General features: G+C 68.2%; 22 protein-coding genes. 15 read left to right on the top strand and 7 right to left on the bottom strand.

The features are described 5' to 3' along the window. Positions 1 to 9: 9 nt before the first annotated feature. Positions 10 to 1,227 carry an Rv3212 family protein gene (locus NK1_RS19590; RefSeq protein WP_063010571.1) on the bottom strand — a complete coding sequence of 406 codons (1,218 nt, stop codon included), beginning with the start codon at positions 1,225 to 1,227 and terminating at the stop codon, positions 10 to 12. Between the two features lie 26 nt (positions 1,228 to 1,253). Continuing rightward, positions 1,254 to 2,864: a DEAD/DEAH box helicase gene (locus tag NK1_RS19585; RefSeq protein WP_174552739.1), complete on the bottom strand. Its 1,611-nt coding sequence runs from the start codon at positions 2,862 to 2,864 to the stop codon at positions 1,254 to 1,256. Between the two features lie 558 nt (positions 2,865 to 3,422). On the opposite strand from NK1_RS19585, the gene NK1_RS19580 reads away from it, so the two are divergent. The 3 genes from NK1_RS19580 (at position 3,423) to NK1_RS19570 (ending at position 5,644) form a co-directional block, all read left to right on the top strand. Further along, a complete protein-coding gene (locus NK1_RS19580) occupies positions 3,423 to 4,472 on the top strand; it encodes an alpha/beta fold hydrolase (protein ID WP_063010569.1) in 1,050 nt (349 codons plus the stop codon). A 129-nt stretch (positions 4,473 to 4,601) separates the two neighbouring features. Next, complete coding sequence (locus NK1_RS19575) at positions 4,602 to 5,300, top strand: ferritin-like fold-containing protein (protein WP_063010567.1); 699 nt, start codon at positions 4,602 to 4,604, stop codon at positions 5,298 to 5,300. Between the two features lie 116 nt (positions 5,301 to 5,416). Further along, on the top strand, positions 5,417 to 5,644 hold the full coding sequence (locus NK1_RS19570) for a DUF3107 domain-containing protein (protein WP_063001415.1): 228 nt from the start codon (positions 5,417 to 5,419) through the stop codon (positions 5,642 to 5,644). A 117-nt stretch (positions 5,645 to 5,761) separates the two neighbouring features. On the opposite strand, the gene fasR is transcribed toward NK1_RS19570, so the two are convergent. Beyond that, entirely contained in the window at positions 5,762 to 6,424 is a 663-nt protein-coding gene (gene fasR, locus NK1_RS19565; RefSeq protein WP_030515992.1) for an HTH-type transcriptional activator FasR, read from the bottom strand. Positions 6,425 to 6,826: 402 nt separating this feature from the next. On the opposite strand from fasR, the gene NK1_RS19560 reads away from it, so the two are divergent. The 3 genes from NK1_RS19560 (at position 6,827) to NK1_RS19550 (ending at position 10,070) form a co-directional block, all read left to right on the top strand. Next, positions 6,827 to 7,831 (top strand): DUF3152 domain-containing protein, encoded by a 1,005-nt coding sequence (locus tag NK1_RS19560; protein ID WP_245660675.1) that lies wholly within the window; start codon positions 6,827 to 6,829, stop codon positions 7,829 to 7,831. 113 nt (positions 7,832 to 7,944) lie between these two features. Then, entirely contained in the window at positions 7,945 to 9,144 is a 1,200-nt protein-coding gene (moeZ, locus tag NK1_RS19555; RefSeq protein WP_036504450.1) for an adenylyltransferase/sulfurtransferase MoeZ, read from the top strand. 74 nt (positions 9,145 to 9,218) lie between these two features. Continuing rightward, positions 9,219 to 10,070, top strand: a complete 852-nt coding sequence (locus tag NK1_RS19550) for a TIGR02569 family protein (protein WP_063010565.1) — start codon at positions 9,219 to 9,221, stop codon at positions 10,068 to 10,070. Between the two features lie 54 nt (positions 10,071 to 10,124). Here NK1_RS19550 and NK1_RS19545 read toward each other — a convergent pair whose 3' ends face one another. Further along, positions 10,125 to 11,591, bottom strand: a complete 1,467-nt coding sequence (locus NK1_RS19545; protein ID WP_063010563.1) for an MFS transporter — start codon at positions 11,589 to 11,591, stop codon at positions 10,125 to 10,127. 189 nt (positions 11,592 to 11,780) lie between these two features. Then, the gene (locus NK1_RS19540) at positions 11,781 to 12,449 is read right to left on the bottom strand and encodes a FadR/GntR family transcriptional regulator (protein WP_062963477.1); all 669 of its coding nucleotides are present in this window, start codon (positions 12,447 to 12,449) and stop codon (positions 11,781 to 11,783) included. Positions 12,450 to 12,514: 65 nt separating this feature from the next. On the opposite strand from NK1_RS19540, the gene NK1_RS19535 reads away from it, so the two are divergent. The 6 genes from NK1_RS19535 (at position 12,515) to NK1_RS19510 (ending at position 20,532) form a co-directional block, all read left to right on the top strand. Further along, a complete protein-coding gene (locus NK1_RS19535; RefSeq protein ID WP_245660670.1) occupies positions 12,515 to 13,762 on the top strand; it encodes an MFS transporter in 1,248 nt (415 codons plus the stop codon). Positions 13,763 to 14,077: 315 nt separating this feature from the next. Continuing rightward, entirely contained in the window at positions 14,078 to 15,556 is a 1,479-nt protein-coding gene (locus NK1_RS19530) for a nitrate/nitrite transporter (RefSeq protein ID WP_245660673.1), read from the top strand. 26 nt (positions 15,557 to 15,582) lie between these two features. Continuing rightward, complete coding sequence (gene nirB, locus NK1_RS19525; protein WP_063010559.1) at positions 15,583 to 18,138, top strand: nitrite reductase large subunit NirB; 2,556 nt, start codon at positions 15,583 to 15,585, stop codon at positions 18,136 to 18,138. Between the two features lie 65 nt (positions 18,139 to 18,203). Beyond that, positions 18,204 to 18,596: a nitrite reductase small subunit NirD gene (nirD, locus tag NK1_RS19520; RefSeq protein WP_063010557.1), complete on the top strand. Its 393-nt coding sequence runs from the start codon at positions 18,204 to 18,206 to the stop codon at positions 18,594 to 18,596. After that, complete coding sequence (locus NK1_RS19515; RefSeq protein ID WP_084461220.1) at positions 18,593 to 19,819, top strand: uroporphyrinogen-III synthase; 1,227 nt, start codon at positions 18,593 to 18,595, stop codon at positions 19,817 to 19,819. The genes nirD and NK1_RS19515 overlap by 4 nt, the downstream gene beginning before the upstream one ends. Continuing rightward, complete coding sequence (locus NK1_RS19510; protein ID WP_063010555.1) at positions 19,816 to 20,532, top strand: sirohydrochlorin chelatase; 717 nt, start codon at positions 19,816 to 19,818, stop codon at positions 20,530 to 20,532. The genes NK1_RS19515 and NK1_RS19510 overlap by 4 nt, the downstream gene beginning before the upstream one ends. A gap of 22 nt (positions 20,533 to 20,554) precedes the next feature. Here NK1_RS19510 and NK1_RS19505 read toward each other — a convergent pair whose 3' ends face one another. After that, positions 20,555 to 21,619, bottom strand: a complete 1,065-nt coding sequence (locus tag NK1_RS19505; RefSeq protein WP_063010553.1) for an aldo/keto reductase — start codon at positions 21,617 to 21,619, stop codon at positions 20,555 to 20,557. Positions 21,620 to 21,736: 117 nt separating this feature from the next. Here NK1_RS19505 and NK1_RS19500 point away from each other — a divergent pair, with 117 nt between their 5' ends. The 3 genes from NK1_RS19500 to NK1_RS19490 all read left to right on the top strand — a co-directional run bounded on the left by NK1_RS19500 (position 21,737) and on the right by NK1_RS19490 (position 24,273). Then, positions 21,737 to 22,567: a helix-turn-helix domain-containing protein gene (locus NK1_RS19500; RefSeq protein ID WP_063010551.1), complete on the top strand. Its 831-nt coding sequence runs from the start codon at positions 21,737 to 21,739 to the stop codon at positions 22,565 to 22,567. A gap of 106 nt (positions 22,568 to 22,673) precedes the next feature. After that, the gene (locus NK1_RS19495; protein WP_063010549.1) at positions 22,674 to 23,120 is read left to right on the top strand and encodes a VOC family protein; all 447 of its coding nucleotides are present in this window, start codon (positions 22,674 to 22,676) and stop codon (positions 23,118 to 23,120) included. Between the two features lie 169 nt (positions 23,121 to 23,289). Next, on the top strand, positions 23,290 to 24,273 hold the full coding sequence (locus NK1_RS19490; RefSeq protein WP_063010547.1) for an alpha/beta hydrolase: 984 nt from the start codon (positions 23,290 to 23,292) through the stop codon (positions 24,271 to 24,273). 12 nt (positions 24,274 to 24,285) lie between these two features. Here the strand turns inward: NK1_RS19490 and NK1_RS19485 are convergent, their stop codons facing one another. After that, a complete protein-coding gene (locus NK1_RS19485) occupies positions 24,286 to 24,702 on the bottom strand; it encodes a nuclear transport factor 2 family protein (RefSeq protein WP_063010545.1) in 417 nt (138 codons plus the stop codon). Between the last annotated feature and the right edge of the window lie 4 nt (positions 24,703 to 24,706).

The following is a 24,706-nucleotide window of genomic DNA, read 5'->3' as shown; positions in this document are numbered from 1 at the left end:
GGCGTGGGCTCAGCTGGTTCCGTAGAGCCGGCCGCCCCGCAACTCCAGCACCACCGGACCGCTCACGGCCAGCGAAATCGGCTCCCCGTGATAGTCGCTGCGCCGCAACGGGATCCGCTTCTGCTGGGCGCCGCTGCCCGGATCGAGCGCCGCGATACCGTCGGCGACCGGCACCAGGACGTTGCCCGCCATCATCGCCGGTGCGCCCAGGGCGTCCGGTGCGGTCCACAGCGGCTCGAAGGTGCTCGCGCTCAAGGCGATCACGCTGTTGCCGGTGAACACGAAATACGCCGAGCCGAGCCGGGTGACCGTGCTGTTGTCGGCGATCGGCGCGGAAAGACGATGCACCGCAAGCGAATTCGCGTTGGCATCGTAGATCGCGAATTCCGGTGGGGCGGCATCGGTTCCGGGAAGGTACAGCGCGATCCGATTGTCCGCGACCGCCACGACGCGGGCGTTGGCGGCCGCCGCTCCGGGTTCGGTCAAGACGTGCGAGCCGTACTCCTCCGGGGCGGAGGCGTCCTTCGGCGCCGGATTCAGCACCGTCAGCCGGTCCGCGGGGTCGTCGGGGCAGCGTTCGAGCACGGCCAGGCGACTGCCGCCCGAGGCCGCCGACAGCAGCGTGCAGTCGTGCCGGGGTTGCGTGCGCGGGTTCACCTGCGCGTCGACGTAGCCGTATTCGAGCGTGCGGACCAGATCCGAACGCCACACCTCCAGCCGGCGCGGGCCCTGGGCCAGCACGTAGGTGCCGTCGGTGGACAGCCGGACCTGCGAGTCCATATAGCTGCTGCGCGCGGTGCGCCGCCGCCCGTCCTCCGCGCCGAGCATCGTGGTCTGGCTGCAACCGCGCGGATCGCGATAGGTGGCGATCACCGTGGCGAATTGGCTCTCCAGCGCGCACAGCGGCAGATCGCGCTGATACTTCCAGAGCTCGCGCCCGGTGGCCGCGTCGAGGCCGCGGACGGTGCCGCCGTCACCGGTGACGGCGACGCCGCTCGAGGCCAGTGCCCGCGCGGCGACGCCGTCGGGTGCGTGCCATCGCTCGGTGAGGGCGTCCGGCAGACGATCCGCCGTCGGCGCCACCGAGGCCGGATGGGCCGCGGGATCGGATTCGGTGCCGCGGGCGTCGCTCGTCGACCACACGACAACCGCCGCGATCGCCACGACAACGGCGATCGCGACTGCGGCATAGAGATCGGCGCGCGTCCGCCGCTCGGGTGCGAGCACGTCAGCGAGACTAACCGATCCGGCGACTAGGCCGATGCGGCAGTGTGATCGCCACCCGTTGCCGCACCACCGGACTCGGTCGCCGAGGCATCAGCGCCGGTAGTCTCGCCGCCCTCCGCGGCGGGCTTACGACGCCGACGGCGACGACGCCGTGCCGGCTTGTCGCCCTCGGCCGCGTCGCTCGCGGGCTGTTCGTCCGGAACCGATTGCGCCGCAGCGCTTTCCGCGGTGTCCGTCGCCGACTCGGCCGACTCGGCAGTGGTGCCCTCGGCCGCGTCGACCGCCTTGCCGCCACGGGTGCGGCGGCGGTTGCGCTTGCGCGGCTGGCGAGCCTCCCGCTCTTCCACGACCGCATCCGGTTCGCGGGCGGGGGCGCGCCGCACGGTGCCGGTCGCGTTCTCCGGAATGCCGAGGTCGCTGCGCAGGTGCTCGGAGCGCGAGTACGTTTCCACCGGCTCGGGAATGCCCAAGCCCAGCGCGGAATTGATGCTCTCCCAGCGATGCAGTTCGTCCCAGTCGACCAGCGTGACCGCGACACCGGTGCGCCCGGCCCGGCCGGTGCGGCCGATGCGGTGCACGTAGGTCTTCTCGTCCTCGGGGCACTGATAGTTCACGACGTGGGTGACGTCGTCGATATCGATACCGCGGGCGGCGACATCGGTCGCGACCAGCACGTCGATCTTGCCCTTACGGAATTTGTCCAGCGCCTTCTCGCGCGCGATCTGGCCCAGATCGCCGTGTACCGCGCCGACGGCGAAACCGCGGTCGGCCAGATCGTCGGCGACCTTCTGGGCGGTGCGCTTGGTGCGAGTGAAGATCATGGTCGCGCCGCGGCTCTCGGCCTGCAGAATCCGCGCGACCAATTCGCTCTTGTCCAGCGCGTGCGCGCGGTAGACGAATTGCGCGGTGCGATCGTGCACCGCGGAATCGGAGGGTTCCTCGGCCCGGATATGGGTGGGCTTGTGCAGGAACGTGCGGGCCAGCGTGATGATCGGTCCCGGCATGGTCGCCGAGAACAGCATCGTCTGACGCTGTTCGGGAACCATCGACAGGATGCGCTCGATATCGGGCAGGAAGCCGAGGTCGAGCATTTCGTCGGCCTCGTCGAGCACGAGAACGCCGACCTTGCCGAGAATCAGATGCTGCTGTTCGGCCAGATCCAGCAGGCGGCCCGGGGTGCCGACGACGACGTCGACGCCCTCGCGCAGCGCCGCGATCTGTGCGTCGTAGGGACGGCCGCCGTATATGGAGGTGACGCGCAGGCGTCCCTTCTGATTGCTCAGATATTTACCGGCATTCTCCAGATCCTGGGTGACCTGGACGCACAGTTCTCGCGTCGGCACGATGACCAGTGCGCGGGGAGTGCCGTCCAATGCCGTGGTGCCGGAATCGGCGGTCGCAATTCGGTGTAGCAGCGGCACGCCGAATCCGAAGGTCTTGCCCATACCGGTGCGGGCCTGGCCGATCAGATCGTCGCCGGCCAGCGCGAGCGGGAGGGTCAGCTCCTGGATGGCGAAAGTGTGTTCGATTCCGATCTCGCCGAGAGCGCGCACGATTTCGGGGCGAACGCCCAATTCGGCGAATGTCGGAGTGGTGTGGGTGGAGTCGAGTTCCGCTGTCAGCAGCGTGTCCGCCAACCCGGGTTCTTGTTCGACGGTGATCTTGCTCAGGATTCGTGCCTTCCTCGTGTTTGTCGCATCCAGCGCGCACGAGGGTGGATTGGGACCGGATTTCCGGGCCACCACATTTCCGGCGGGTTCCACCTGCACTCTCGCCACCCGGATCGCTGTCCGAGCGCGGCGCAAAGGGGTCGCGGATCTGGTGCGCGCACATTTTCGGCGGGCCCCGGTTACCCCTTGTCGCACTGCCTCGACCACCGGTCCCGATCAGCCGGCCGGGATATGGCGGTGCGAGCGAAAATTTCCGTTGCCCATAGAGATTGTAGCGTGATAACTTTCTTCGCCTCACTCCCGCTGTCGCCGTCCGCTGCTCGCTCTCCGGTCCGTATGCGGCACACGGCAATTCATCGTGACCCGCGAAATGGCGCGGTCGGCCGGAACGCTGATTTCGCGGAAGTGTGCGCGGGCGAGTGGTCGACGTCGATATGTCTGCTTTCGCTCGCCGGGTGTGCGAGCGGCGCGGCGTGGTCCAGCCCACATATGTGAGACGGTGTGTCACACGATAAATTGGTCCTCGTGAGCTTGGCAGAGACCGTGGGCGTCGCGGCCCGCAACGCATGGGCGCTGACCTTCGGCGACGGCATCGAAGCGCCCGTCCCCACTCCCTCGACGGTGCTCTGGGACGAACCGCATCGGCTGCTGCGCCGCTTCGACGTCGATCCCGCCGGACCGCCGGCCGCCGACGACACGGCAGTGCTGATGGTTCCGCCGCTGGCGGCCCCGGCGGTGTGCTTCGATCTGCGCCCGGACCAGAGTATGGCCCGCTTCCTGCTCGAGATCGGCCGCCGGCCCTATCTCGTCGACTACGGCGAGATCGGCTTCGCCGACCGCCGCATGGGATTCGAGGACTGGGTCGACGACATCCTGCCCGAGGCGGTGCGGCGCGTCTCGGCCGATCGCGACGGAGCTCCGGTCGATCTGGTCGGCTGGTCCCTCGGCGGCGTGCTGTCGCTGCTCACCGCCGCGGCCGACGCGACCCTGCCGATTCGCTCCGTCACCGCCGTCGGCGCGCCGCTGGACTACAACCGTGTCAACGGTGTTCCGCAGGTCCGCGCGCTGGCCCGGATCGACGGCGGGCGCACAGTGTCGAATCTGATCCGGGCGGCCGGCGGTGTGCCCGCGCCGCTGACCCGTATCGCCTACCGGGCCGCGGCCTGGGATCGGGAATTGCGCCGGCCGATGTTCCTGGCGAGCAATCTGACCGATGCGGCGACACTGGCCCGGATGGAGACCATCGACCGGTTCCAGTCGCAGCTGCCCGGGTACCCCGGCCGCTTCTACAACCAGCTGTGGAGCCGGTTCATGCTGGCCAACGACATCGGCAAGGGCGTGGTGCACCTCGGCGCCCGGCCGATCGCACTGGCCGAGATCACCGCGCCGGTACTGCTCGTGGGCGGGACCGACGACGTGATCACGCCCGCGGCGGCGGTCGCGCACGGGCAGCGGACGCTGACCGGTGCCCGCGAGGTGCGCTACGAGACATCGCCCGGCAGCCATCTGGGCATCCTGATCGCCCGCGACACCACGTGGAGCTACTTGGAGAAGTTCCTGGGCGACCAGGTATGAGCCGGCGGTGCAGGGGAGGCAGCTACCCGTCGGCGTGGACATGCCGGTGTGAGGTGCGGCGTGTGGGGGAACTCTTTTCGGCGTCGCGCCGCCGCCCCCTCCGGGCGTCGACCTATTAGGGTGGTGGCCATGGGTGCAAACACGTCTGGCGCGCTGGGTGTTTCGACCGAATCCGATCATCGAATCCCCGCCGACCATCTCGGTGTCACCGACCTGTTCGCGGTGCTCGCCTACGGTGAGATCTCCGCGTTCTACCGCTTGGCGGAAGAGGCGAAATTATCGCCCACGCTGCGGGGCAAGGTCGCGGTGGCGAAGATGGCCGCTGCCGAGATGGAGCATTTCGACACGCTCGAGCGAGCGCTGCAGGGCCGCGGCGTCGACGTCTTCGACGCGATGGCGCCGTTCGTGCGGGCCCTGGACGACTACCACGCCTCGACCGATCCCTCGAACTGGCTCGAGTCGATGGTCAAGTTCTACGTCGGCGACGGTATCGCCGCCGACTTCTACGCGGTGCTCGCCGATGCGCTCGCCCCGGAAGTGGCCGCGGTCGTGCGCGATGTGCTGGCCGAAACCCACCACTCGGAATTCGTCATCGAGGAGGTGCGCCGGGCGGTCACCGTCAGCCGCTCCGAGCGCGACCGGCTCACGCTGTGGGGCCGGCGGCTGCTCGGTGAGGCCATCACCCAGGCGCAGTACGTCATGGCCCAGCGCGACGAGCTGACCGAACTGGTCCTCACCGCGACCGGCGACCTCAACGGGGTGGCGGCGCTGTTCGAGCGGATGCAGAACTCGCACGCCGAGCGGATGCGGGTGCTGAGCCTGGGATGAGCAGCCCGCGACGGCCGGCCGGCTGTTCGCTGACAGCACAGGCGGGCGCGTCGTCGCCGGCCCCCTCGCTGCACTAGCCTGGGCAACGACACCATCTGGACTCTAGGAGGTTGGCCGTGGAGGTCAAGATCGGCATTTCGGATAGCCCGCGGGAACTGGTGATCGCCAGCTCGCAGACCCCCGAGGAGGTCGAGGCGCTGGTATCCGGCGCGCTGAGCGGTTCGGGTGGTGTGCTGACCCTCGAGGACGAGAAGGGGCGCAAGTACCTGATCCAGGCCTCGAGGGTGGCCTATGTCGAAATCGGCACCTCCACCAGCGGCCGCGTGGGCTTCGCCGCGGTATAGAAGACGACCGCGGCCGGAGTCGCTGCGGGCATGACGAACGACCGGCCCCGGCCTGCTGTGGAGCAAGCCGGGGCCGAAAGTTTGTACGCGAAATACGCGGAGAGGCGGGGGAGCGCTCTACCGCTGGGAGAGCGGCACGCGGGACAGGCCACCCCAGCAGAGCTGGACGGTGGTGTCGACGGCCTCTTCCTTCGGGATCGGCCGGTCCGCCTCGAGCCAGTAGCGCGCGGTGATCTGGCTGGCGCCCACGAGTCCCACGGCCAGGATGCGGGCGCGGTAGGGGTCCAGTCCGGAATCGTGGGCGACGAGGTCGAAGACGGCGTCCACACAGGCCTCGGTGGCCTGTTCGACGCGCCGCTGCACCTGCGGCTCGCTGGTCAGGTCGGATTCGAAAACCAGTCGGAAACCCTGGGTTTCGTGATCGACGAAGTCGAAGTACGCCGCGACGGCGGCACGGACGCGCTGCCGGTTGTCGGTGGTCGACCGCAGCGCCTGGCGGACGCTCGACACCAGGGCGTCGATATAGTTCTGCAGGACCGCCAGATACAGTTCGAGTTTACTCGAAAAGTGCTGGTACAGAACGGGTTTGGAGACGCCGGCGCATTGCGAGATCTCGTCCATGCCGGCGGCGTGGTAGCCGCGGAGCACGAAAACCTCGCTGGCCGCGGCGAGCAGCTGGGCACGGCGGGCCTCCCGGGGTAGGCGGGTTCCGCGCTTGCTCGGTGCCATGGCCTCGGACGACAGTCGCGAGGACGTCATCCGGTCCACGAGGTCAGTCATTTCGGTTCTCCCAGTCGATTCCCGGCGGGAACGTGGATGTGCACGGTATTCAACGAACGATACTCGTTCGTGATGCAGCCCGCTGCCGGTCGGGTGCACTGGCTGGGAAGCCGATCCCGTTCCTGCCGTTGTGGTATTCGAATAACCTTCCACACCTATTGGCAACCTGTCAGTAACTGGCCGCCGTGAGAAATCTCGCACAGCCGTGAGATTTCTCGCAACCCCGGCCGGTCAACGGCAGGTATGTAGCTGCCACAGAACGGCCTGTGAGAATCTGTTCGGGTGAGCGATCAACGGGGCAGACCGACCGGCGGGCCCGATTCGCCTCGCCCCGCAGGCGTGCTGGCCGCGCGCCCGGAATCGGCCGGCGCCGACCGGCGTGACCGGCAGCAACTTACGGAAATCCCCGAATTCTACGATCCGCTCGGCCTGTATTCCGGCAACGGCCACGGCGATCGTTCCCATCAACCGCTGCGTGCGAAATGGGATCCGACCGGTGCTCACGATGCGGCGAATCGGCCACGGCCGGAACGGGATACGAAGAAGCAGAGCGCGCTGGGCCGGTTCGTCTCCACCTACGGCTGGCGAGCCTACGCACTGCCGGTGCTGGTGATCATCACCGTGCTGGTCGTCGTGGACGCCGTCAAGGGGGGTACCGACACCTCCGGCGGCTCCACACCCGCGCTGGGCCGGCTCAGTCAGCACACCAGTAAGGCCGGCATCATCGGCGCACCGCCCAAGGGTGACGGTAAGTTCGCCGGCGATCCGCCCTCCGGCGCGCTCCCCGCGGGCGGGGCGTTCACGGAGACCGCGGCGGGCACCTGGCATATCGTTCCCGGGACGTCGGCGCAGATCGGGGCCGGTCAGGAGCATCAGTTCAGTTACACCGTCGAGGTCGAGAACGGCGTCGACACCACCGCGCTGGGCGGGGACGATTCGGTCGCCAAGATGGTGGAGGCGACCCTGGCCAATCCCAAGAGCTGGACCCACGACCCACGCTTCGGTTTCCGCCGCATCGACACCGGCGTACCGGATTTCCGGATCTCGCTGACCTCGCGGCAGACCACCAAATCGGCCTGCGGTTTCGAGATTCCGATCGATTCCTCCTGCTACAACTCCGATCTCGGCCGCGTGGTGCTCTCGGAGGTGCGCTGGGTGCGCGGCGCCACCGCCTTCGAGGGCGATATCGGCTCCTATCGCCAGTACCAGATCAATCACGAGGTCGGCCATGCCATCGGCTACCACGAACACCAGCCGTGCGAGGTCGACGGCGGTCTGGCGCCGGTGATGATGCAGCAGACCTTCGGCACCCGCAACAACGACATCGCGACCCTGGACCCGCAGGGCGTGGTGCCGATGGACGGGAAGAAATGCCGGTTCAACCCCTGGCCGTATCCTCGGGGATAGCAACGGCATGCCGGCACGACGGCTCGCGGAGAGGCGAGCTGGGAAGAACGGCTCGGTTCGCCGCGTTGCACATGCAAGCCCTATCGGCGAATTCGATTCGAGGAGTCTGCGACGTGTCATCACCACAGTCCCTGCCGCCACTGGTCGAACCGGCCGCGGAGCTGACCAGGGATGAGGTCGCCCGCTACAGCCGGCATCTGATCATTCCCGATGTCGGGATGGACGGGCAGAAACGTCTGAAGAATGCCAAGGTGCTGGTGATCGGCGCCGGTGGTCTAGGCTCGCCGGCGCTGCTGTATCTGGCCGCCGCCGGTGTCGGCACGCTCGGCATCGTGGAGTTCGACGAGGTGGACGCGTCGAATCTGCAACGGCAGATCATTCACGGTGAATCCGATATCGGCCGCAGCAAGGCCGACAGTGCGCGCGATTCGATTCTCGAGATCAATTCCGGCGTCGAGGTGGTACTGCACAAGCTCCGGCTGGAGCCGGAGAACGCGGTCGATCTGTTCGCGCAGTACGACCTGATCGTCGACGGCACCGACAACTTCGCCACCCGCTACCTGGTCAACGACGCCGCCGTGTTGGCCGGTAAGCCCTATGTGTGGGGGTCGATCTACCGGTTCGAGGGCCAGGTGTCGGTGTTCTGGGAGGACGCCCCCGACGGTCCGAACGGTGAGAAGCGTGGCATCAACTACCGCGACCTGTACCCCGAGGCGCCGCCGCCGGGCATGGTGCCGTCCTGCGCCGAGGGCGGTGTGCTGGGTGTGCTGTGCGCGTCGATCGGTTCGATCATGGTCACCGAGGCCATCAAGCTGATCACCGGTATCGGGGAGACCCTGCTCGGCCGGCTGATGGTCTACGACGCACTGGATATGAACTACCGCACCATCAAGCTGCGGCGCGATCCGGAGCGTCAGCCCATCACCGAACTCATCGACTACGAGGCGTTCTGCGGCGTGGTCTCCGAGGAGGGCCAGGCCGCCGCGGTCGGTTCGACGGTGACCGCTCGCGAGCTCAAGGACATGCTCGACGCGGGCAAGGACGTCGCCATCATCGATGTCCGCGAACCGGTGGAATGGGACATCGTCCGCATCGACGGCGCGACCCTGATCCCCAAGGACCGCATCCTGTCCGGCGAGGCTCTCGCCGAACTCCCGCAGAACACCCCGATCGTCCTGCACTGCAAGACCGGCATCCGCTCCGCGGAGGCACTGGCGGCCTTGAAGCGCGCCGGATTCTCCGACGCCACCCACCTCCAGGGCGGAATCGTCGCCTGGGCCAACCAGGTAGACCCGAGCCTGCCCGTCTACTGATGGTGGTCGTTTCGGTGCCCTGACCTCCGGCGCGTTGTCTCGAGTGGACAAGTCGGCGGGGTTACGGTACGGCCGTGACATCTGTCGAACCTCCGGAGCATGTGCGGGCCACTTTCGGGCTGCGCGAAGTGGCCCCGGTCGCGCTGGGCGACTGGGACGGTGGGTGGCGGTGCGGCGAGGTGGTGCTCAGCCCGGTGGCCGATCACGCCCGGGCGGCGTGGTCGGCGAAGGTGCGGGAGACACTGCAGGTGGACGGGGTGCGGCTGGCACGGCCGGTGCGCGCCACCGACGGTCGCTACGTGGTGTCCGGCTGGCGTGCCGATACCTATATGGACGGCACCCCGGAACCGCGCCACGACGAGGTGGTGTCGGTGTCGTTGCGCCTGCACTACGCCACCGCGCGGCTGGAGCGGCCGCGTTTCCTGGCCCAGCAGCCGATCGCGCCGTGGGTCGATGTCGATGTCTTCGTCGCCGCCGACCGGGCCGCCTGGGAGACGGTCCCGCTGCGCAGCCTGAAAGCCGGCGGCATGCTGCCGGTGACCACGCCGGACGGCCGGCACAGCATCGATATGCTGGCGCAGCTCGCGACGCTGCGGAAACCCGTGCGGATACCGTCGCAGCTCGTGCACGGTGATCTGTTCGGCACGGTGTTGTTCACCAACGGCCAGGCTCCGGGGCTGACCGACATCGCCCCGTACTGGCGGCCCGCGTCCTGGGCGGCGGGGGTGATCGTGGTCGACGCGCTGTCCTGGGGCGGTGCGGATCCGGGCCTGCTCGAGCGGTGGTCGGATCTGCCGGAGTGGCCGCAGATGTTGTTGCGCGCGGTCATGTTCCGGCTCGCGGTGCACGCGCTGCATCCGCGGTCGACGCCGGAGGCGTTTCCCGGCCTGGCGCACACCGCCGACATGATCCGGTTGATGCTGTAGCGGGCCCGCCGATCGGAATCGACCGGCGAGCCCGCAATGTCGTGAGTCCAGCCCTCAGACGCCCGCGTGGGCCAGTGACGGCACCCGCTCGACGGCGAACGACGAGCGCAGATAGAACCACCAGGTGAGTCCGCCCATCACCAGGAAGGCGACGGCGTAGGCCCAGAAGGCCGGTGCCATCCCGCCGAAGTGGATATTGGATTCCCGCAGCGCCTGCTGCAGCACCCACCCGCCGGCCGCACCGACTGCGCCGACCACACCGATCGCCGCACCCGCCTGCCGTTTGGCCGCGGCCAGCGCGGTGGCCGGGTCCTGGCCGTATTCGGCGGCGCGGCGCTTGGCCTCGGCCCCGAAGATCGAGGGGATCATCCGGTAGGTGGAACCGTTGCCGATACCCGACAGCACGAACAGCAGCAGGAACGAGATCAGATACAGCGGAAAGTTCTTCACCGAGAGCGCGGCCACGATCAGCGCGGTGGCGCCGGCCATACCGGTGAAGACGTAGACGGTGATCCGGGCACCGGTGAATCGGTCCGCGATCCACCCGCCGAAGGGCCGGCTCAGCGATCCGACGAAGGCGCCGAGGAAGGCGAGGTTGCCGATCGTGGACATCCAGCCGATCTTCGCCAGCTCCGGGAAGGTGGATTTGAGCAGGGTGGGGAAGGCGAAGGAGAAGCCGATGAACGATCCGAAGGTGCCGATGTAGAGCACCGCCATGATCCAGGTGTGCCGGTTGGTCAGCGCCAGCCGATAGGAACTGCCGTCGGATTTCGCGCCGGTGATCGAATCCATGTACCGCAGCGCGCCGAACATGGCCACGAGGATGAACGGAATCCACACCAGCACCGCGAGGGTGATGCCGAACCGGTAACCGGCCGGATCCTTGGCCATGAGATGGGTGCCGAGAGTGATGATCAGCGGCACCAGCAGCTGAGTCTGCGCGACGCCCATATTGCCGCCCGCCGCGTTGATTCCCAGCGCGGCACCCTTCTTCCCCTCGGGAAAGAAGAAATTGATATTCGCCATCGACGAGGAGAAATTGCCGCCACCCACGCCGGCGAGCGCGGCCAGCAGCATGAACACCCAGAACGGCGTGCTGGGCTGATTGACGAAATAGGCCAGGCCCAGCGTCGGCAGCAGCAACATGCCCGCGCTGAAGACGGTGAACGCGCGCCCGCCGAATTTCGGAATGGCGAAGGTGTAGGGCACGCGCAGCGCGGCGCCTACGAGGGTGGGTGTGGAAGTGAGCAGCAGCGAATTGGCCACGGCGTCCGGGCCGCTCAGATAATGAAAGCCCGCCGAACCCATGGCGGTGACCACGCTGGCCCACAGCACCCAGATACTGAATCCCAGGTTTTCGGAGAAGACCGAGAACGCGAGATTCTTACGGGCGGTGCGCTTTCCGCCGTTCTCCCAGAAGGTTTCGTTGTCCGGCTCCCAGTGCTCGAGCCAGCGGCCGCGGGCCTGGTGGTGGAAGTCGGGAGCGGCGGTGGCCGATATCGCGGCGTCGGTGGTAGTCATCGGCGCGTTCCTCTCGAAGGGATGCGACCGCCCTCATCTCGGGGACCCGGAGGTCGGGGTCCGGCGGTCGTATCCACGGTAGGAACGCGAAATTACGTCCGATTCACGCTCCGTGACGTTCGCAGCAACACTCGCTCACCCCGCTTCCGGCACGACGGTGACGAATCGTTTACCTGCCGGCGGAGACCGTCACCGTTCGGGGTATTCGGCGATGAGCGAGCCGAGGAAGCAGTTGGCGGCGCGCGCGGCCCGGTCGGCGTCGCCGTCGATCACGGCATGGACCAGCTCGGCGTGTTCGTCGTGATACTGGTTGCCGTATTTGGTTGTGCGAGAACGGATCACGTCCTCGATCACGGGCAGCAGCGAATCGTAGAACTCGAGGTAGACGGTGTTGTGGCTGGCGGCGACGATGGCGCGGTGCAGTGCCACGTCCGCGTCGACCGCGGCGGTGCTGTCGGTATCCCAGACCTGGCTGCGCCGGTCGAGCAGGCGCAGCAGGGTCTGCACGTCGTTGTCGTCGCGGCGCAGCGCGGCCAGCCGGGCGGCCTGCACATCGAGGGCCTGGCGCAGTTCGAGCACATCGCGTTCGACGGCGTCGGCGAAGTATTTGGTGAGGGTGCCGCCGAGATCGGAGGCGGCGATGACGTAGGTGCCCGAACCCTGCCGGCGTTCGAGCATGCCGGCGTGCACGAGCGCCTGCACCGCTTCGCGCACGGTGTTGCGGCCGGTGCCGGTCAATTCGGTGAGTTCCGGTTCGGTCGGTATGCGGGAGCCGATCGGCCAACGCCCCGAACGGATTTCAGCGCGCAGCTGTTCGGTGACCTGAGCGATGAGGCTGGTGCGCCGGACTGGTTGCACGGCCAATAGAGTACCCCTCCTCACATTTGTTGCCCGCTTTCATCCAATCATCCTATGATTTCGCGGTGACGGTTACCAATCTGCAGTCGACCACCGACATCCGGCGCCGCGGTCTGGCCGAGGGCCGGATCCTCGTCCTCGTCGCGATCGTCGTCTCGGCGCTCACGCTGCGCGTGGCGGTCACCGCCTTCACTCCGCTCGCCGAGCGGATCGGCGCCGACATCGGCTATTCCACCGCCATCGTCGGTGTCTTCGGCATGATCCCGACCGCCATGTTCGCGCTGGCCGGACTGATCACCCCGATCTTCGTGCGCTGGCTGGGCCTGGAACGCACCGCACTGGTCGCCATGTGTATGGCCGGGGCCGGGCAGCTGACCCGGGCGCTGGTGCCCGACACCTGGGAGCTGCTGAGCCTGTCCGCGCTGGCGCTGGCCGGTATGGGCATCGGCAATGTCGTGATTCCGCCCCTGGTCAAGCGGTATTTCGCCGATCGCCTGGCGGTGCTGAGCTCGGTGTACATCACGATGGTGCAGATCGGCACCGTGGTGCCGGCGCTGATCGCGGTCCCGGTCGCCGATGCGGCCGGCTGGCGGGTCTCGCTCGGGCTGTGGGCGCTGCTCGGATTCGCGGCCGCGGTGCCGTGGCTGGGTGTGCTGCGGGGGCGGCGTGGTCACGATCGCGCGGACACCACCGCGGTGGCCGAGGTGCCCGGCGAACAGCCCGCGCGCGCGGGCAATATCCGGCGGTCGCCGCTGGCGTGGGGGATGGCCGCCATGTTCGGCATGACCTCGCTGGTCACCTACTCGATGTTCACCTGGCTGCCCAAACTCTTCGCCGACGCGGGCGCCGACGCGAGCTTCGGCGGCACGATGGTCGCCTTCTTCTCCTTCATGGGCTTGGCGGCCGCGTTGACCGCGCCGTCGTTCACCGCCCGCATCCGCAATCCGTTCCCCGTCGTGATCGGCTGCGCGATAGCGTTTTTCGCGGCGTTCGCCGGCCTGCTGATCGCCCCGATGAGCGCACCGTGGCTGTGGGTGCTGCTGCTGGGCCTGGGGCCGAGCACCTTCCCGATGGCGCTCACGCTGATCAATCTGCGCACCCGCACCCAGGCCGGTTCGGCGGCGCTGTCGGGCTTCACGCAGGGTGTCGGCTACACCGTCGCCTGCGTCGGCCCCCTGCTGTTCGGTGTGTTGCACAGCGTGGTCGGCGGCTGGGGCGCGCCCTTCGCCCTGCTGGCGGTTGCCGTCCTGGTGCTGGTGGCCGGCGGCTGGCAGGCGTGCAAGCCACGCATGCTCGAGGACACCTGGCACTGACCGGCGTCCGCGGCGCGACCTCTCGGCTATTTCACCGCTCGGGTTGCGCCGCGGTGAGCTTGTGACCATGATGTGAGCCGACGGCCGCGTAATGTGGCCCGCACCACTCGCCGCCATCGATCTCACCGACTCAGCGTGTGAGCGTCGGCACTTTGTGACGCACGGAAACCGTTGTGTCATATGGGCGAAACAAAGTCCCGGTTCTCACCGGGAAATCGCCGAATTCGTGAGCAACCGTTGATTTGTGCGTCATGTGGCGCAGCATCGCGGCAATACCCGTTTTCTACCTTGGGGCCAACCGGATTTCAGGAGGCCCTGTTGAGCACGCTGACGCGTAACCACGACATCGAGCAATGGGATGCCGAGGATGTCGCGGCCTGGGAGGCCGGCGGCAAGAAGATCGCCCGTCGCAATCTGATCTGGTCGGTCGTCGCCGAACATGTCGGATTCTCGGTGTGGTCGATCTGGTCGGTGATGGTGCTGTTCATGCCGACCGACAAGTTCGGCATCGACGCCGCCGGAAAGTTCTTCCTGGTCGCCATGCCGACCCTGGTCGGCGGCATCCTGCGCATTCCCTACACCGTCGCCACCGCACGCTTCGGCGGCCGCAACTGGACGATCTTCAGCGCCCTGATGCTGCTGATCCCGACGCTGCTGACGCTGTACTTCATCAACCAGCCGGGCACCTCCTACACCACGTTCATGGTGGTGGCGGCGTTCGCCGGCCTGGGCGGCGGCAACTTCGCCTCCTCGATGACCAATATCAACGCCTTCTACCCGCAGCGGCTCAAGGGCTGGGCGCTGGGTATGAACGCCGGCGGCGGCAATATCGGCGTCCCGGTGATCCAGCTGATCGGCCTGCTGGTGATCGCGACGCTCGGCAACTCCTACGCGTCGGTCGTCTGCCTGGTCTACCTGGCGTTCATCGCGGTCGCCGGTCTCGGTGCCGCGCTCTACATGGACAATCTGCGCAACCAGAAGGCCGATCTGTCCTACATGCTGGAGTCGCTGAAGGTTCCGCAGTCCTGGGCGATCGCCTTCCTCTACATCGGTACGTTCGGCTCGTTCATCGGCTTCAGCTTCGCCTTCGGCCAGATTCTGCAGATCGGCTTCAAAGCCGGTGGCGATTCGGCCGCCCAGGCGAGTCTGCACGCCGCGCAGATCGCCTTCATCGGCCCGCTGCTCGGTTCGCTGGCCCGCCCCTACGGCGGCAAGATGGCCGACCGCTTCGGCGGCAGCCGCGTCACGCTGGCCGGGTTCGCCGGAATGATGGTCGCGGCGGTCGTGGTCGCGGTGTCCAGTGTGGCCGCCGACCACAACGGCGGCGTGGCCTCGGGCCTGACCATGGTCGCCCTGGTCTGCGGATTCATCGCCCTGTTCGTGCTCTCGGGAATCGGCAACGGGTCGGTCACCAAGATCATCCCGTCGGTGTTCGACGCGAAGTCCAAGAGCCTGCCCGTGAGCCCCGGGGAGCAGGCCGCCTGGTCGCGCAACACCTCGGGCGCGCTGATCGGCTTCGTCGGCGCGATCGGCGCCCTGGGAGGTGTGGCCATCAACCTGGTGCTGCGCTCCTCCTACGCCTCCACCAACTCCGCGACCACCGCCTTCTGGGTGTTCCTCGGCTTCTACGTCGTCTGCGCGATCGTCGTCTGGTCGGTCTTCCTACGACGGCCCGGAATGCGTTCGGCGCGTACCGAATCCGGTGTCGTCGCCCAGGCGGAAGCCCTGGTGCTCGAGGCCGAGCGGTCGCCCGAAACCGATTCCACCCAGTCCACCACCTCGGCTCGCGCCTGACCATCGGAAAGCATCGGAGGACAGTCATGAACACGACAGTCGAACCCACGCAGCGCAAGACCGTGGTGGTCGTCGGCCACGGCATGGTCGGGCACCGGTTCGTGGAGGCGCTGCGCTCCCGCGACGAGGCCGGGCAATGGCAGGTCGTCGTGCTGAGCGAAGAGGACCAGGCCGCCTACGACCGCGTCGGCCTGTCGTCCTACGTCGGCGCCTGGGACAAGAGCGCGCTCGCCCTGCCCGGTAACGAGTACGCCGGCGACGCGCTGGTGGATCTGCGCCTCGGCGTGCGCGCCGACGAGATCGACCGCGCCGCCCGCAAGGTGACCACCTCCTCCGGGGACGTGATCGGTTACGACGCACTGGTTCTCGCGACCGGATCGTATGCCTTCGTGCCGCCGGTGCCGGGCCACGACCGTCCGGAATGCTTCGTCTACCGCACCCTCGAGGACCTCGACGGCATCCGGGCCGCCGCGCAGAACGCGGGCCCCGGCGCGGTCGGTGTGGTCGTCGGCGGCGGACTCCTCGGTCTGGAAGCGGCGAATGCGCTGCGGCTCATGGGAATGACACCGCACGTCGTCGAGTTCGCGCCGCGGCTGATGCCGGTGCAGGTCGACGAGGGTGGCGGCGCGATCCTGGAGAAGCTGGTCACCGATCTGGGCCTGCACGTGCACACCGGTGTCGGCACCTCGGCCATCGAACCGGCCGAAGACGGTGCGGGCCTGCGGGTTTCACTGTCCGATGAGTCCGTGATCGACGCCTCGCTGGTCGTGTTCTCCGCCGGTGTGCGCCCGCGCGATCAGATCGCCCGCGACGCCGGACTCGAGATCGGCCCGCGCGGTGGTGCGCTCACCGACCTGGGCATGGTCACCTCCGACCCGCACATCTACGCCGTCGGCGAGGTCGCCGCCGTGGAGGGCACCTGCTACGGCCTGGTCGCCCCCGGCTACACCACCGCCGAGATCGTCGCGGACCGGCTGGTCGGCGGCGCCGGCGAATTCCCGGGCGCCGACCTGTCGACCAAGCTGAAGCTGCTCGGCGTGGACGTCGCCAGTTTCGGTGACGCACACGCCACCACCGAGGGCGCGCTGTCGGTGGTGCTGCACGACGCCGCCAAGGGCACCTACGCCAAGCTGGTGATCTCCGACGACGCCAAGACGCTGCTCGGCGGCATCCTGGTCGGCGACGCCTCGCAGTACGCGGCGTTGCGTCCGCTGGTCGGCAGCGAACTGCCCGCCGAACCGGCCGCGCTGATCTCGCCCGCGGGCGCCGAACTGGGCGCGGACGCCCTGCCCGACGAGGCGCAGATCTGCTCCTGCAACAACGTGTCCAAAGGGGCCATCGTCGGTGCTATTCACGAAGGCGCCTGCGATATCGCCGGGGTCAAGAGCTGCACCTCCGCCGGAACCTCCTGCGGTGGTTGCGTTCCGATGATCAAGAAGCTGCTCGAGCAGTCCGGCGTGGAGATGTCGAAGGCGCTGTGCGAGCACTTCACCCAGTCCCGGTCCGAACTGTTCGAGATCGTGCAGGTGACCGGAATCCGCACCTTCTCGGAACTGATCGCCAAGCACGGCACCGGAATCGGCTGCGATATCTGCAAGCCGACCGTCGCGTCCATCCTGGCCTCGACCTCGAGCGACCACATCCTCGACGGTGAGCAGTCCGCACTGCAGGACACCAACGACCACTTCCTGGCCAACCTGCAGAAGAACGGCACCTATTCGGTGGTGCCGCGGATGCCCGGCGGTGAGGTGACGCCCGAGCAGCTGATCGAAATCGGCCAGATCGCCAAGGATTTCGGCCTCTACGTCAAGGTCACCGGCGGCCAGCGCATCGACCTGTTCGGTGCGCGGGTCGAGCAGCTGCCGCAGATCTGGCAGCGACTGGTCGACAAGGGGATGGAATCCGGCCACGCCTACGGCAAATCGCTGCGCACCGTGAAGAGCTGCGTGGGCTCGACCTGGTGCCGCTACGGACAGCAGGATTCGGTCGGCATGGCGGTGCTGCTGGAGAAGCGCTACCGGGGACTGCGCTCGCCGCACAAGCTGAAGCTGGCGGTCTCGGGCTGTGCCCGCGAATGCGCCGAGGCGCGTGGCAAGGACGTCGGCGTCATCGCCACCGAGAACGGCTGGAACCTCTACGTCGGCGGCAACGGCGGCCTGACGCCCAAGCACGCGGTGCTGCTGGCCGGTGACCTCGACGACGAGACGTTGATCCGCTACATCGACCGCTATCTGATGTTCTACATCCGCACCGCGGACCGGCTGCAGCGCACCGCGCCGTGGCAGGAAGCACTCGAGGGCGGGATCGAACACCTCAAGCAGGTCGTCTGCGAGGACTCCCTCGGCATCGCCGCCGAGCTGGAGGAGAGCATGGCCCGCCACGTCGCCGGTTACAAGGACGAATGGGCCGCGGTGCTGGAGGATCCCGCGAAGCTCTCGCGCTTCGTCACCTTCGTCAACGCGCCGGAGGAGGCCGATCCGACGATCGCCTTCGACGAGAGCGGGGAGCGCAAGACGCCGGTTCTGCTCGGCCTGCCCGAAATGCCCGCCATGCCGGCCGCAACTGCCACGCCCGGGAAATAGCCACGTAATCGTGCGGAAACAGGACACCGGTACCTATTAGGTAAGGCGTTCGGAGGAGATCACCGATGACCGTTATCGACACACCCGGCTTCGCACCGGCAACCACCACCGGCTGGACCTCGGCCTGCCGGCTCGATTATCTGATTCCCGGCCGCGGCGTGGCGGTACTGCTCAGGGGCGGACGGCAGGCCGCGCTCTTCCTGCTGCCCGACGGCACGCTCTACGCCGTCGGCAATATCGATCCGTTCGGGCGGGCGGCGGTCATGTCCCGCGGCATCGTCGGTGACCGCGCCGGTGTGCCGGTCGTCGCCTCGCCGCTGCTGAAGCAGTCGTTCTCGCTGCTGGACGGCCGCTGCCTGGACGACGACTCGGTCGCACTGCCCGTCTACGGCGTGCGCGTCGTCGACGGGGTCGTCGCGGTGTCCAACGAACCGATCCAGTACGGCGGTACACCGTGAGCGAAGCGCAACCCACCGAATTGAAACCCCTGGACGGCTTCACCATCGGTGTGACAGCCGCCCGGCGGGCCGACGAACTGGCTACGCTGTTGAGTCGCCGAGGCGCGAATATCGTTTCCGCCCCGGCGATTCGCATCATCCCCCTGTCCGACGACACCGAACTGGAGCGGGTGACCCGGCAGTTGGTCGCCGATCCGCCGCAGATCGCCGTCGCCACCACCGGCATCGGCTTCCGCGGCTGGATGGAAGCGGCGGAGGGGTGGGGCCTGGCCGAAAATCTCCGGGACACTTTGGCTTCCACGCGCATGCTGGCCCGTGGCCCCAAGGCCAAGGGCGCCATCCGGGCCGCCGAACTGCGCGAGGAATGGTCGCCGGCCTCCGAATCGTCCGCCGAGGTGCTCGATCACCTGCTGGCGGCGGGGGTCGAGGGTGTGCGCATCGCGGTGCAGTTGCACGGTGCGACGACCGAATGGGAGCCGGTCCCCGACTTCTGCGAGGTATTGCGCTGTGCCGGCGCCGATGTCGTGCCGGTGCCGGTGTACCGCTGGGTGCCACCGGACGATCGTGTGCCGATGGACCGACTGATCGAGGGCGTGGTCACCTCCGCACTGGACTGCGTCACGTTCACCAGCGCACCCGCGGTGGCCTCGATGTTGATGCGGGCGAAGGAAACCGGGCTGCTCGAGGGCGTCCTGCAGGCGATGCGTTCGCGGGTGCTGCCGGCGTGCGTCGGCCCGATCACCGCCGCACCGCTGGAGGAACTCGGGGTGCCGACGTCCATGCCGGGCCGTGCGCGACTCGGTGCGCTGGCTCGCCACGTCGCCGAGGAACTTCCGCGCCGCGCCAACCGGATTCACGCCGCCGGGCACGAATTGAGCGTGCGCGGCGGCTGCGTCGTGGTGGACGGTTCGGTGCGTCAGCTCGCTCCCGCGCCGATGGCGTTGATGCGGGCGCTGGCCCGCCAGCCCGGCCGGGTGGTGTCCCGGGAGGATCTGCTCGCGGCGCTGCCCGGCGGTGGGGACGACACCCATGCCGTGGAGACCGGAATCGCCCGGCTGCGTGCGGGTCTCGGCACGCCGAAGGCGATTCAGACGGTGGTCAAGCGCGGCTATCGGCTGGCTCTCGACCCCGCCGAATGCGTGGACAACAACACCCGCCCGCCGGGCGGGTACGCCCCGTCGCTGCGTCCGCAGCGACCCGCGCCCATGGCGGGGGTCTGGTGAGCGCCCCCGCGCTGGTGCTGGTGGCGCACGGCACCCGCAGTGCCACCGGCGTGCGGATGATCGCCACGCTGGCCGATGCGGTGCGTGCGGAGATGGGAGGCGCCGGCGCCGACGTGCCGGTACGGACCGCTTTCGTCGACGTGCTCGGCCCCACCCCCGCCGAGGTACTGCGCGAGCTGAACGGCGTTCCGGCCGTGGTGGTTCCGGCCTTTCTCGCCTCCGGTTACCACGTCTACCAGGATGTCCCGCGCGAAGTCCGGGACAGCGGGCATCCGGATGTGGTGGTGACCCCGGCGATGGGCCCGGACCCGATGCTGGCTCGGGTGATGCGGATGCGGTTGCACGAGGCCGGTATGCGTCCCGGTGATGCGGTGGTCGTCGCGGCGGCCGGGTCCTCCGACGCGCGTGCGCGCCACGATGTGCGGCAGGCGACCGCCATGCTGGCGCAGGAGCTGGACGCCGCGGTTCGCACGGCCTACATCGCGACCGGCGAGCCGCGGGTACCGGATGTCGTTGCCGCCCTGCGGAAGTCCGGTGCCGAGCGGGTGTTCGTCGGCTCGTATCTGCTGGCGCACGGGCTGTTCCATCAGCGCCTGCGGGAGGTCGGTGCCGACGGAGTCGCCGAACCGCTCGGCGTACATCCGGCGGTGGTGCGCCTGCTGGTCGACCGATACCGCACCGCGGCGGCCGAATTCCTCACCACCGCAGCCTGATCCGCGGCGGAACCTCGGGAGATCAGGTCCGCGGGGTGATCGTCAGATCGCCGTTGATCACGGTATTGGTCATCTCGCGGGCGAGCATATTGTGCGGGAATCCGGGTTCGACGGCACTGGCCGTGTCCAGCCGTTCCAGTTGCGCCGCATCGAATTCCACCTCCAGGGCGCCCAGATTGTCGGCGAGCTGAGCGGGGGTGCGGGCGCCGATGATGGGGGCGGTCACCGCCGGATTCCGCAGCGTCCACGCGAGTGCCGTCTGGGCCGGTGTCCGGTCCAGTTCCGCCGCGACCTGTTTCACCACCTCGGTGATCGCGAGGCCCCGTTCGGTCAGCGAACCGTTGGCCAGCGCGACGTTCTTACGACTGCCCTCCGGCGAACCCGCCGCCGAGGCGTCCAGATCGGCGGTGGTGTATTTGCCGGTCAGCACGCCGCTGCCGAGCGGCGACCACGGAATCACGCCGAGCCCGAGTTCCCGCGCCATCGGGAACAGGTCGTGTTCCACGGTGCGTTCGATCAGGCTGTATTCGACCTGCAGCGCCACCAGCGGGGACCATCCGCGCAGGTCGGCGATGGTCTGCATGCGCGCCACCTGCCAGGCCGGGGTGTCGGAGATGGCGACGTAGAGCACCTTGCCCTGCCGGACCAGATCGTCCATGCCGCGCAGTACCTCCTCGACCGGCGTGGTGAAGTCCCAGGCGTGCAGATACAGCAGATCGATGTAGTCGGTGTTCAGGTTGCGCAGGCTGGCCTCCACCGAGGCGAACATCGACTTGCGGTTGTTGCCGCCGGAATTCGGATCGCCGGGCCGCCGCAACATCGTGTATTTCGTTGCCAGCACCAGGCTTTCGCGATTGTCGCGGGTGAATTCGCCGAGCAGCCGCTCGGAACTGCCGTTGGTGTAGACGCTGGCGGTGTCGATGAAATTGCCGCCGCGCGAGACGTAGTCGTCGAACAGTTTGCGCGCCTCGTCCCGTTCGGCGCCCCAGCCCCAGTCGGCGCCGAAGGTCATGGTGCCCAGTGCGAGCGGTGAGACCCGCAGGCCGGACCGGCCGAGCAGCCGATAGGTGTCGAGAGTGAGCGCCATATCTTCCTCCTGTGTGGATTCGATCTCGACGGCAAGTCTGCGCGGCCGGGACGAACGCGGTAAGGGAAGGTTTTTCCTGGGATCGCCGGTACCAGCCTCGTCGTAGGATCGACAGCGATGACCGGCACGGTGGAAGTGACACAGGAACTGGGCGCCTTTCTGCGCACCCGGCGCGAACGACTCGATCCGGGCGATTTCGGCCTGCCGCTGCGCCGCCGTTCCCGCCGTACCCCGGGATTACGCCGCGAGGAGGTCGCCGAGCTGGCCGGCGTGAGCACCGACTACATCGTGCGGCTGGAACAGGGTCGTGGTTTGCGGCCCTCGCCGGAGGTTCTCGACGCGCTCGCGCAGGCCCTGCGCCTGGCACCGGACGAACGCATCTATCTGTTCGATCTGGCCCGGCAGCGCCCCCCGGACGACGGCAAACCGGCGACCACGGCCTCACCGGAGCTGGTCCGGCTGGTCGCGGATCTGGCGCCGATACCGGCGATGGTGCTCAACCACCGCTACGACATTCTGGCCTGGAATCGCGAGATGGCGCGGCTGCTGCTGGATTTCGACACGCTGCCGCCCCGGCAGCGCAACTCCATGTGGCTGTGCCTGCTCTATCCGGGGATGGGCACCTTCTACGCCGATCGCGAACGGACGGTGCGGGAGGGGATCGCGGGGCTGCGCGCCGCCTGGGCCGCCCATCCCGACGACCGGGTCCTGGCCGAGCTGATCGACGAATTCCGCACGGGCAGTGCCGAATTCGCCGAACTGTGGGAGCGCAGAGATGTGCGGGTGCAGGGCCGCGGGCGTAAGACGATGCATCATCCGCGAGTGGGTGCGGTCACCGTCGCCTACGAAGCGCTGATGCCGCTGCAGGACCCCGATCAGCGGCTGATCATCTACCGCGCCGCCGACGAAGCGAGCCGGGCGGCACTGGATCGTCTCGCCGCCGAATAGGTCCGGCGAAAAAAATCTCGAGAAAATTCGCGAACTGTGTCGAATGTGCGAGATCGGCCTCGACCGAGGGGTGACAGCGAGTCGGAAACACACCCCAGGAGCGATCATGACCGACATCAGCACCTTCCTCTGGTTCGACACTGCCGCCGAGAAAGCCGCCCGGTTCTATACCGAGCACATTCCCGGCGCCCGCATCACCGGCATCACTCGTAACCCCGACGGATCGGCCTTCGTCGTGCAGGTCGATCTGGCCGGACACGCGCTCACGCTGATGAACGGCGGACCCGGCCATCCCTTCACCGATGCCGCCTCCGTTCAGCTGGTGGTCGACGGGCAGAACGAGGTGGACCGGCTGTGGGCGGCGCTGACCGCGGGCGGCAAGCCGGGGCCGTGCGGCTGGCTCACCGATCGATACGGCCTGTCCTGGCAGGTCGTGCCGGCCGAGCTGCCGGCGTTGATGGGCGGCGAGCACGCCGCCGCGGCCGGCGCCGCGCTGCAGACCATGTCGAAGATCGATATCGCCGCGATCCGGGCCGCCGTCGCCGCGCACTGAGCCGCTTCCGCCGGGGTGGCCGGACCGTGGTGGCCGCACAGAGATAGCCCGGCGGATGCGGACCGCCGGTGCCGGGCCCGCGGAGGTCGCCGCTTGCGGGCCCGGTCTCCCGGTGGACACGCCTGCCGAGAGTGCTGCGGGGACCGCGACAGGGTGGAATACTCCGCGTATGCACCGGCTTCCGCGCTGTTTTGCTGTCCTGTTCGCCGCCTTCGCCTCGATTGCCGCGATTGTGCCCGCGGCAGCCTCGGCGGATCCCGGCGGACCCGCCATCGTCGACGTCCATCCGCTGGGTGGTCGCCAATATTCGGTGGTGGTCTATTCCGCGGCGATGAACAAGCAGATCACCGTGTGGATGTCGCATCCGGATTTCGCGGCGCCGGCGCTGTATCTCCTGAACGCCGTCGACGGCGGTGAGGACGGCGGGCCGTGGACCAGCCGCACCGACGTCGCGCAATTCTTCGCCGACAAACCGGTGAACGTGATCGTCCCGATGGGCGGGCGGGCCAGCTACTACACCGACTGGAAGTCCGACGATCCGGTGCTGGGCCGCAACGAGTGGACGACGTTCCTGACCCAGGAGCTGCCGCCGCTGCTCAACTCGCGGTTCCAGATGACGGGCCGCAATGCCGTCGCGGGCACCTCGATGTCGGCGACCTCGTCACTGGATCTGGCGATCGGGGCGCCGGGCCTGTACCAGGCGGTCGGCGCCTACAGCGGGTGCCCGCTGACCAACGGCCCGATTCCGCAGGCGTACGTGTATTCGCAGCTCGGCGTCTTCGGGGCGAATGCCGGGAATATGTGGGGAGGACCGGGGGATCCGGACTGGGCCGCTCACGATCCGGTGGTGAACGCCGATCGGCTGCGCGGAACGGCCCTCTACATCTCCTCGGGCAACGGGGTGCCCGGCGTGCACGACACCCTCTCCGATCCCTCGATCGGCGGCAACACGGGCGCGCTGGCCAACCGGGTGGCGATCGGCGGCGTGATGGAGAGCGTCGTCGACTCCTGCACCGGACAGCTCACCGGTCGCCTTGCCGCCCTGGGCATTCCGGCGACCGTCGTGCATCGCAACGGCACTCACGCGTGGGTGTACTGGCAGGACGATCTGCACGACTCGTGGTCGGTCTTCGCCCCGGCGCTGGGAGTGTAGGCCGGATTTCCGTCAGCCGGCCGTACCCGGCTCGGACGTGGTGCGGCGAGCCCGGTCGAGTTCCCAATACGCGCGCAGGGCGGCGATGCGGCCGTCGGCGTTTACCCGATAGGTGAACACCCCGTCGACCTCGACGGTGAGCTCCCGGCGGACACTGGTGATGGTGCCGACGAAGGCGACCTCGGCGCCGCAGGCGTAGGAGTCGCGCATCCGGAACGCGATATCGCTCTCGGCGATGGCGGTGTCCCAGAACGCGGCGATCGCGTCCCGGCCGCGGTGGCCGTTCCCGGCGGGGTCGTACGGCGATCGGCCGATCGGATCCTCCACCACCGCGTCCGGGGCGAACAGATCCAGCCAGGTGGTGCGGTCCTTGGTGCGGACGGCGTGCTGGGATGCCCGTCCCGCCGCGCGAGCCGGATGGTCGGCCATGATT

This window comes from Nocardia kruczakiae NBRC 101016, assembly GCF_001612965.1.
In the GTDB taxonomy this organism is placed as follows: Bacteria; Actinomycetota; Actinomycetes; order Mycobacteriales; family Mycobacteriaceae; genus Nocardia; species Nocardia kruczakiae.
The sequence above is the reverse complement of the archived record's forward strand: the minus strand, read 5'-3'. Positions and strand labels throughout refer to the sequence as shown.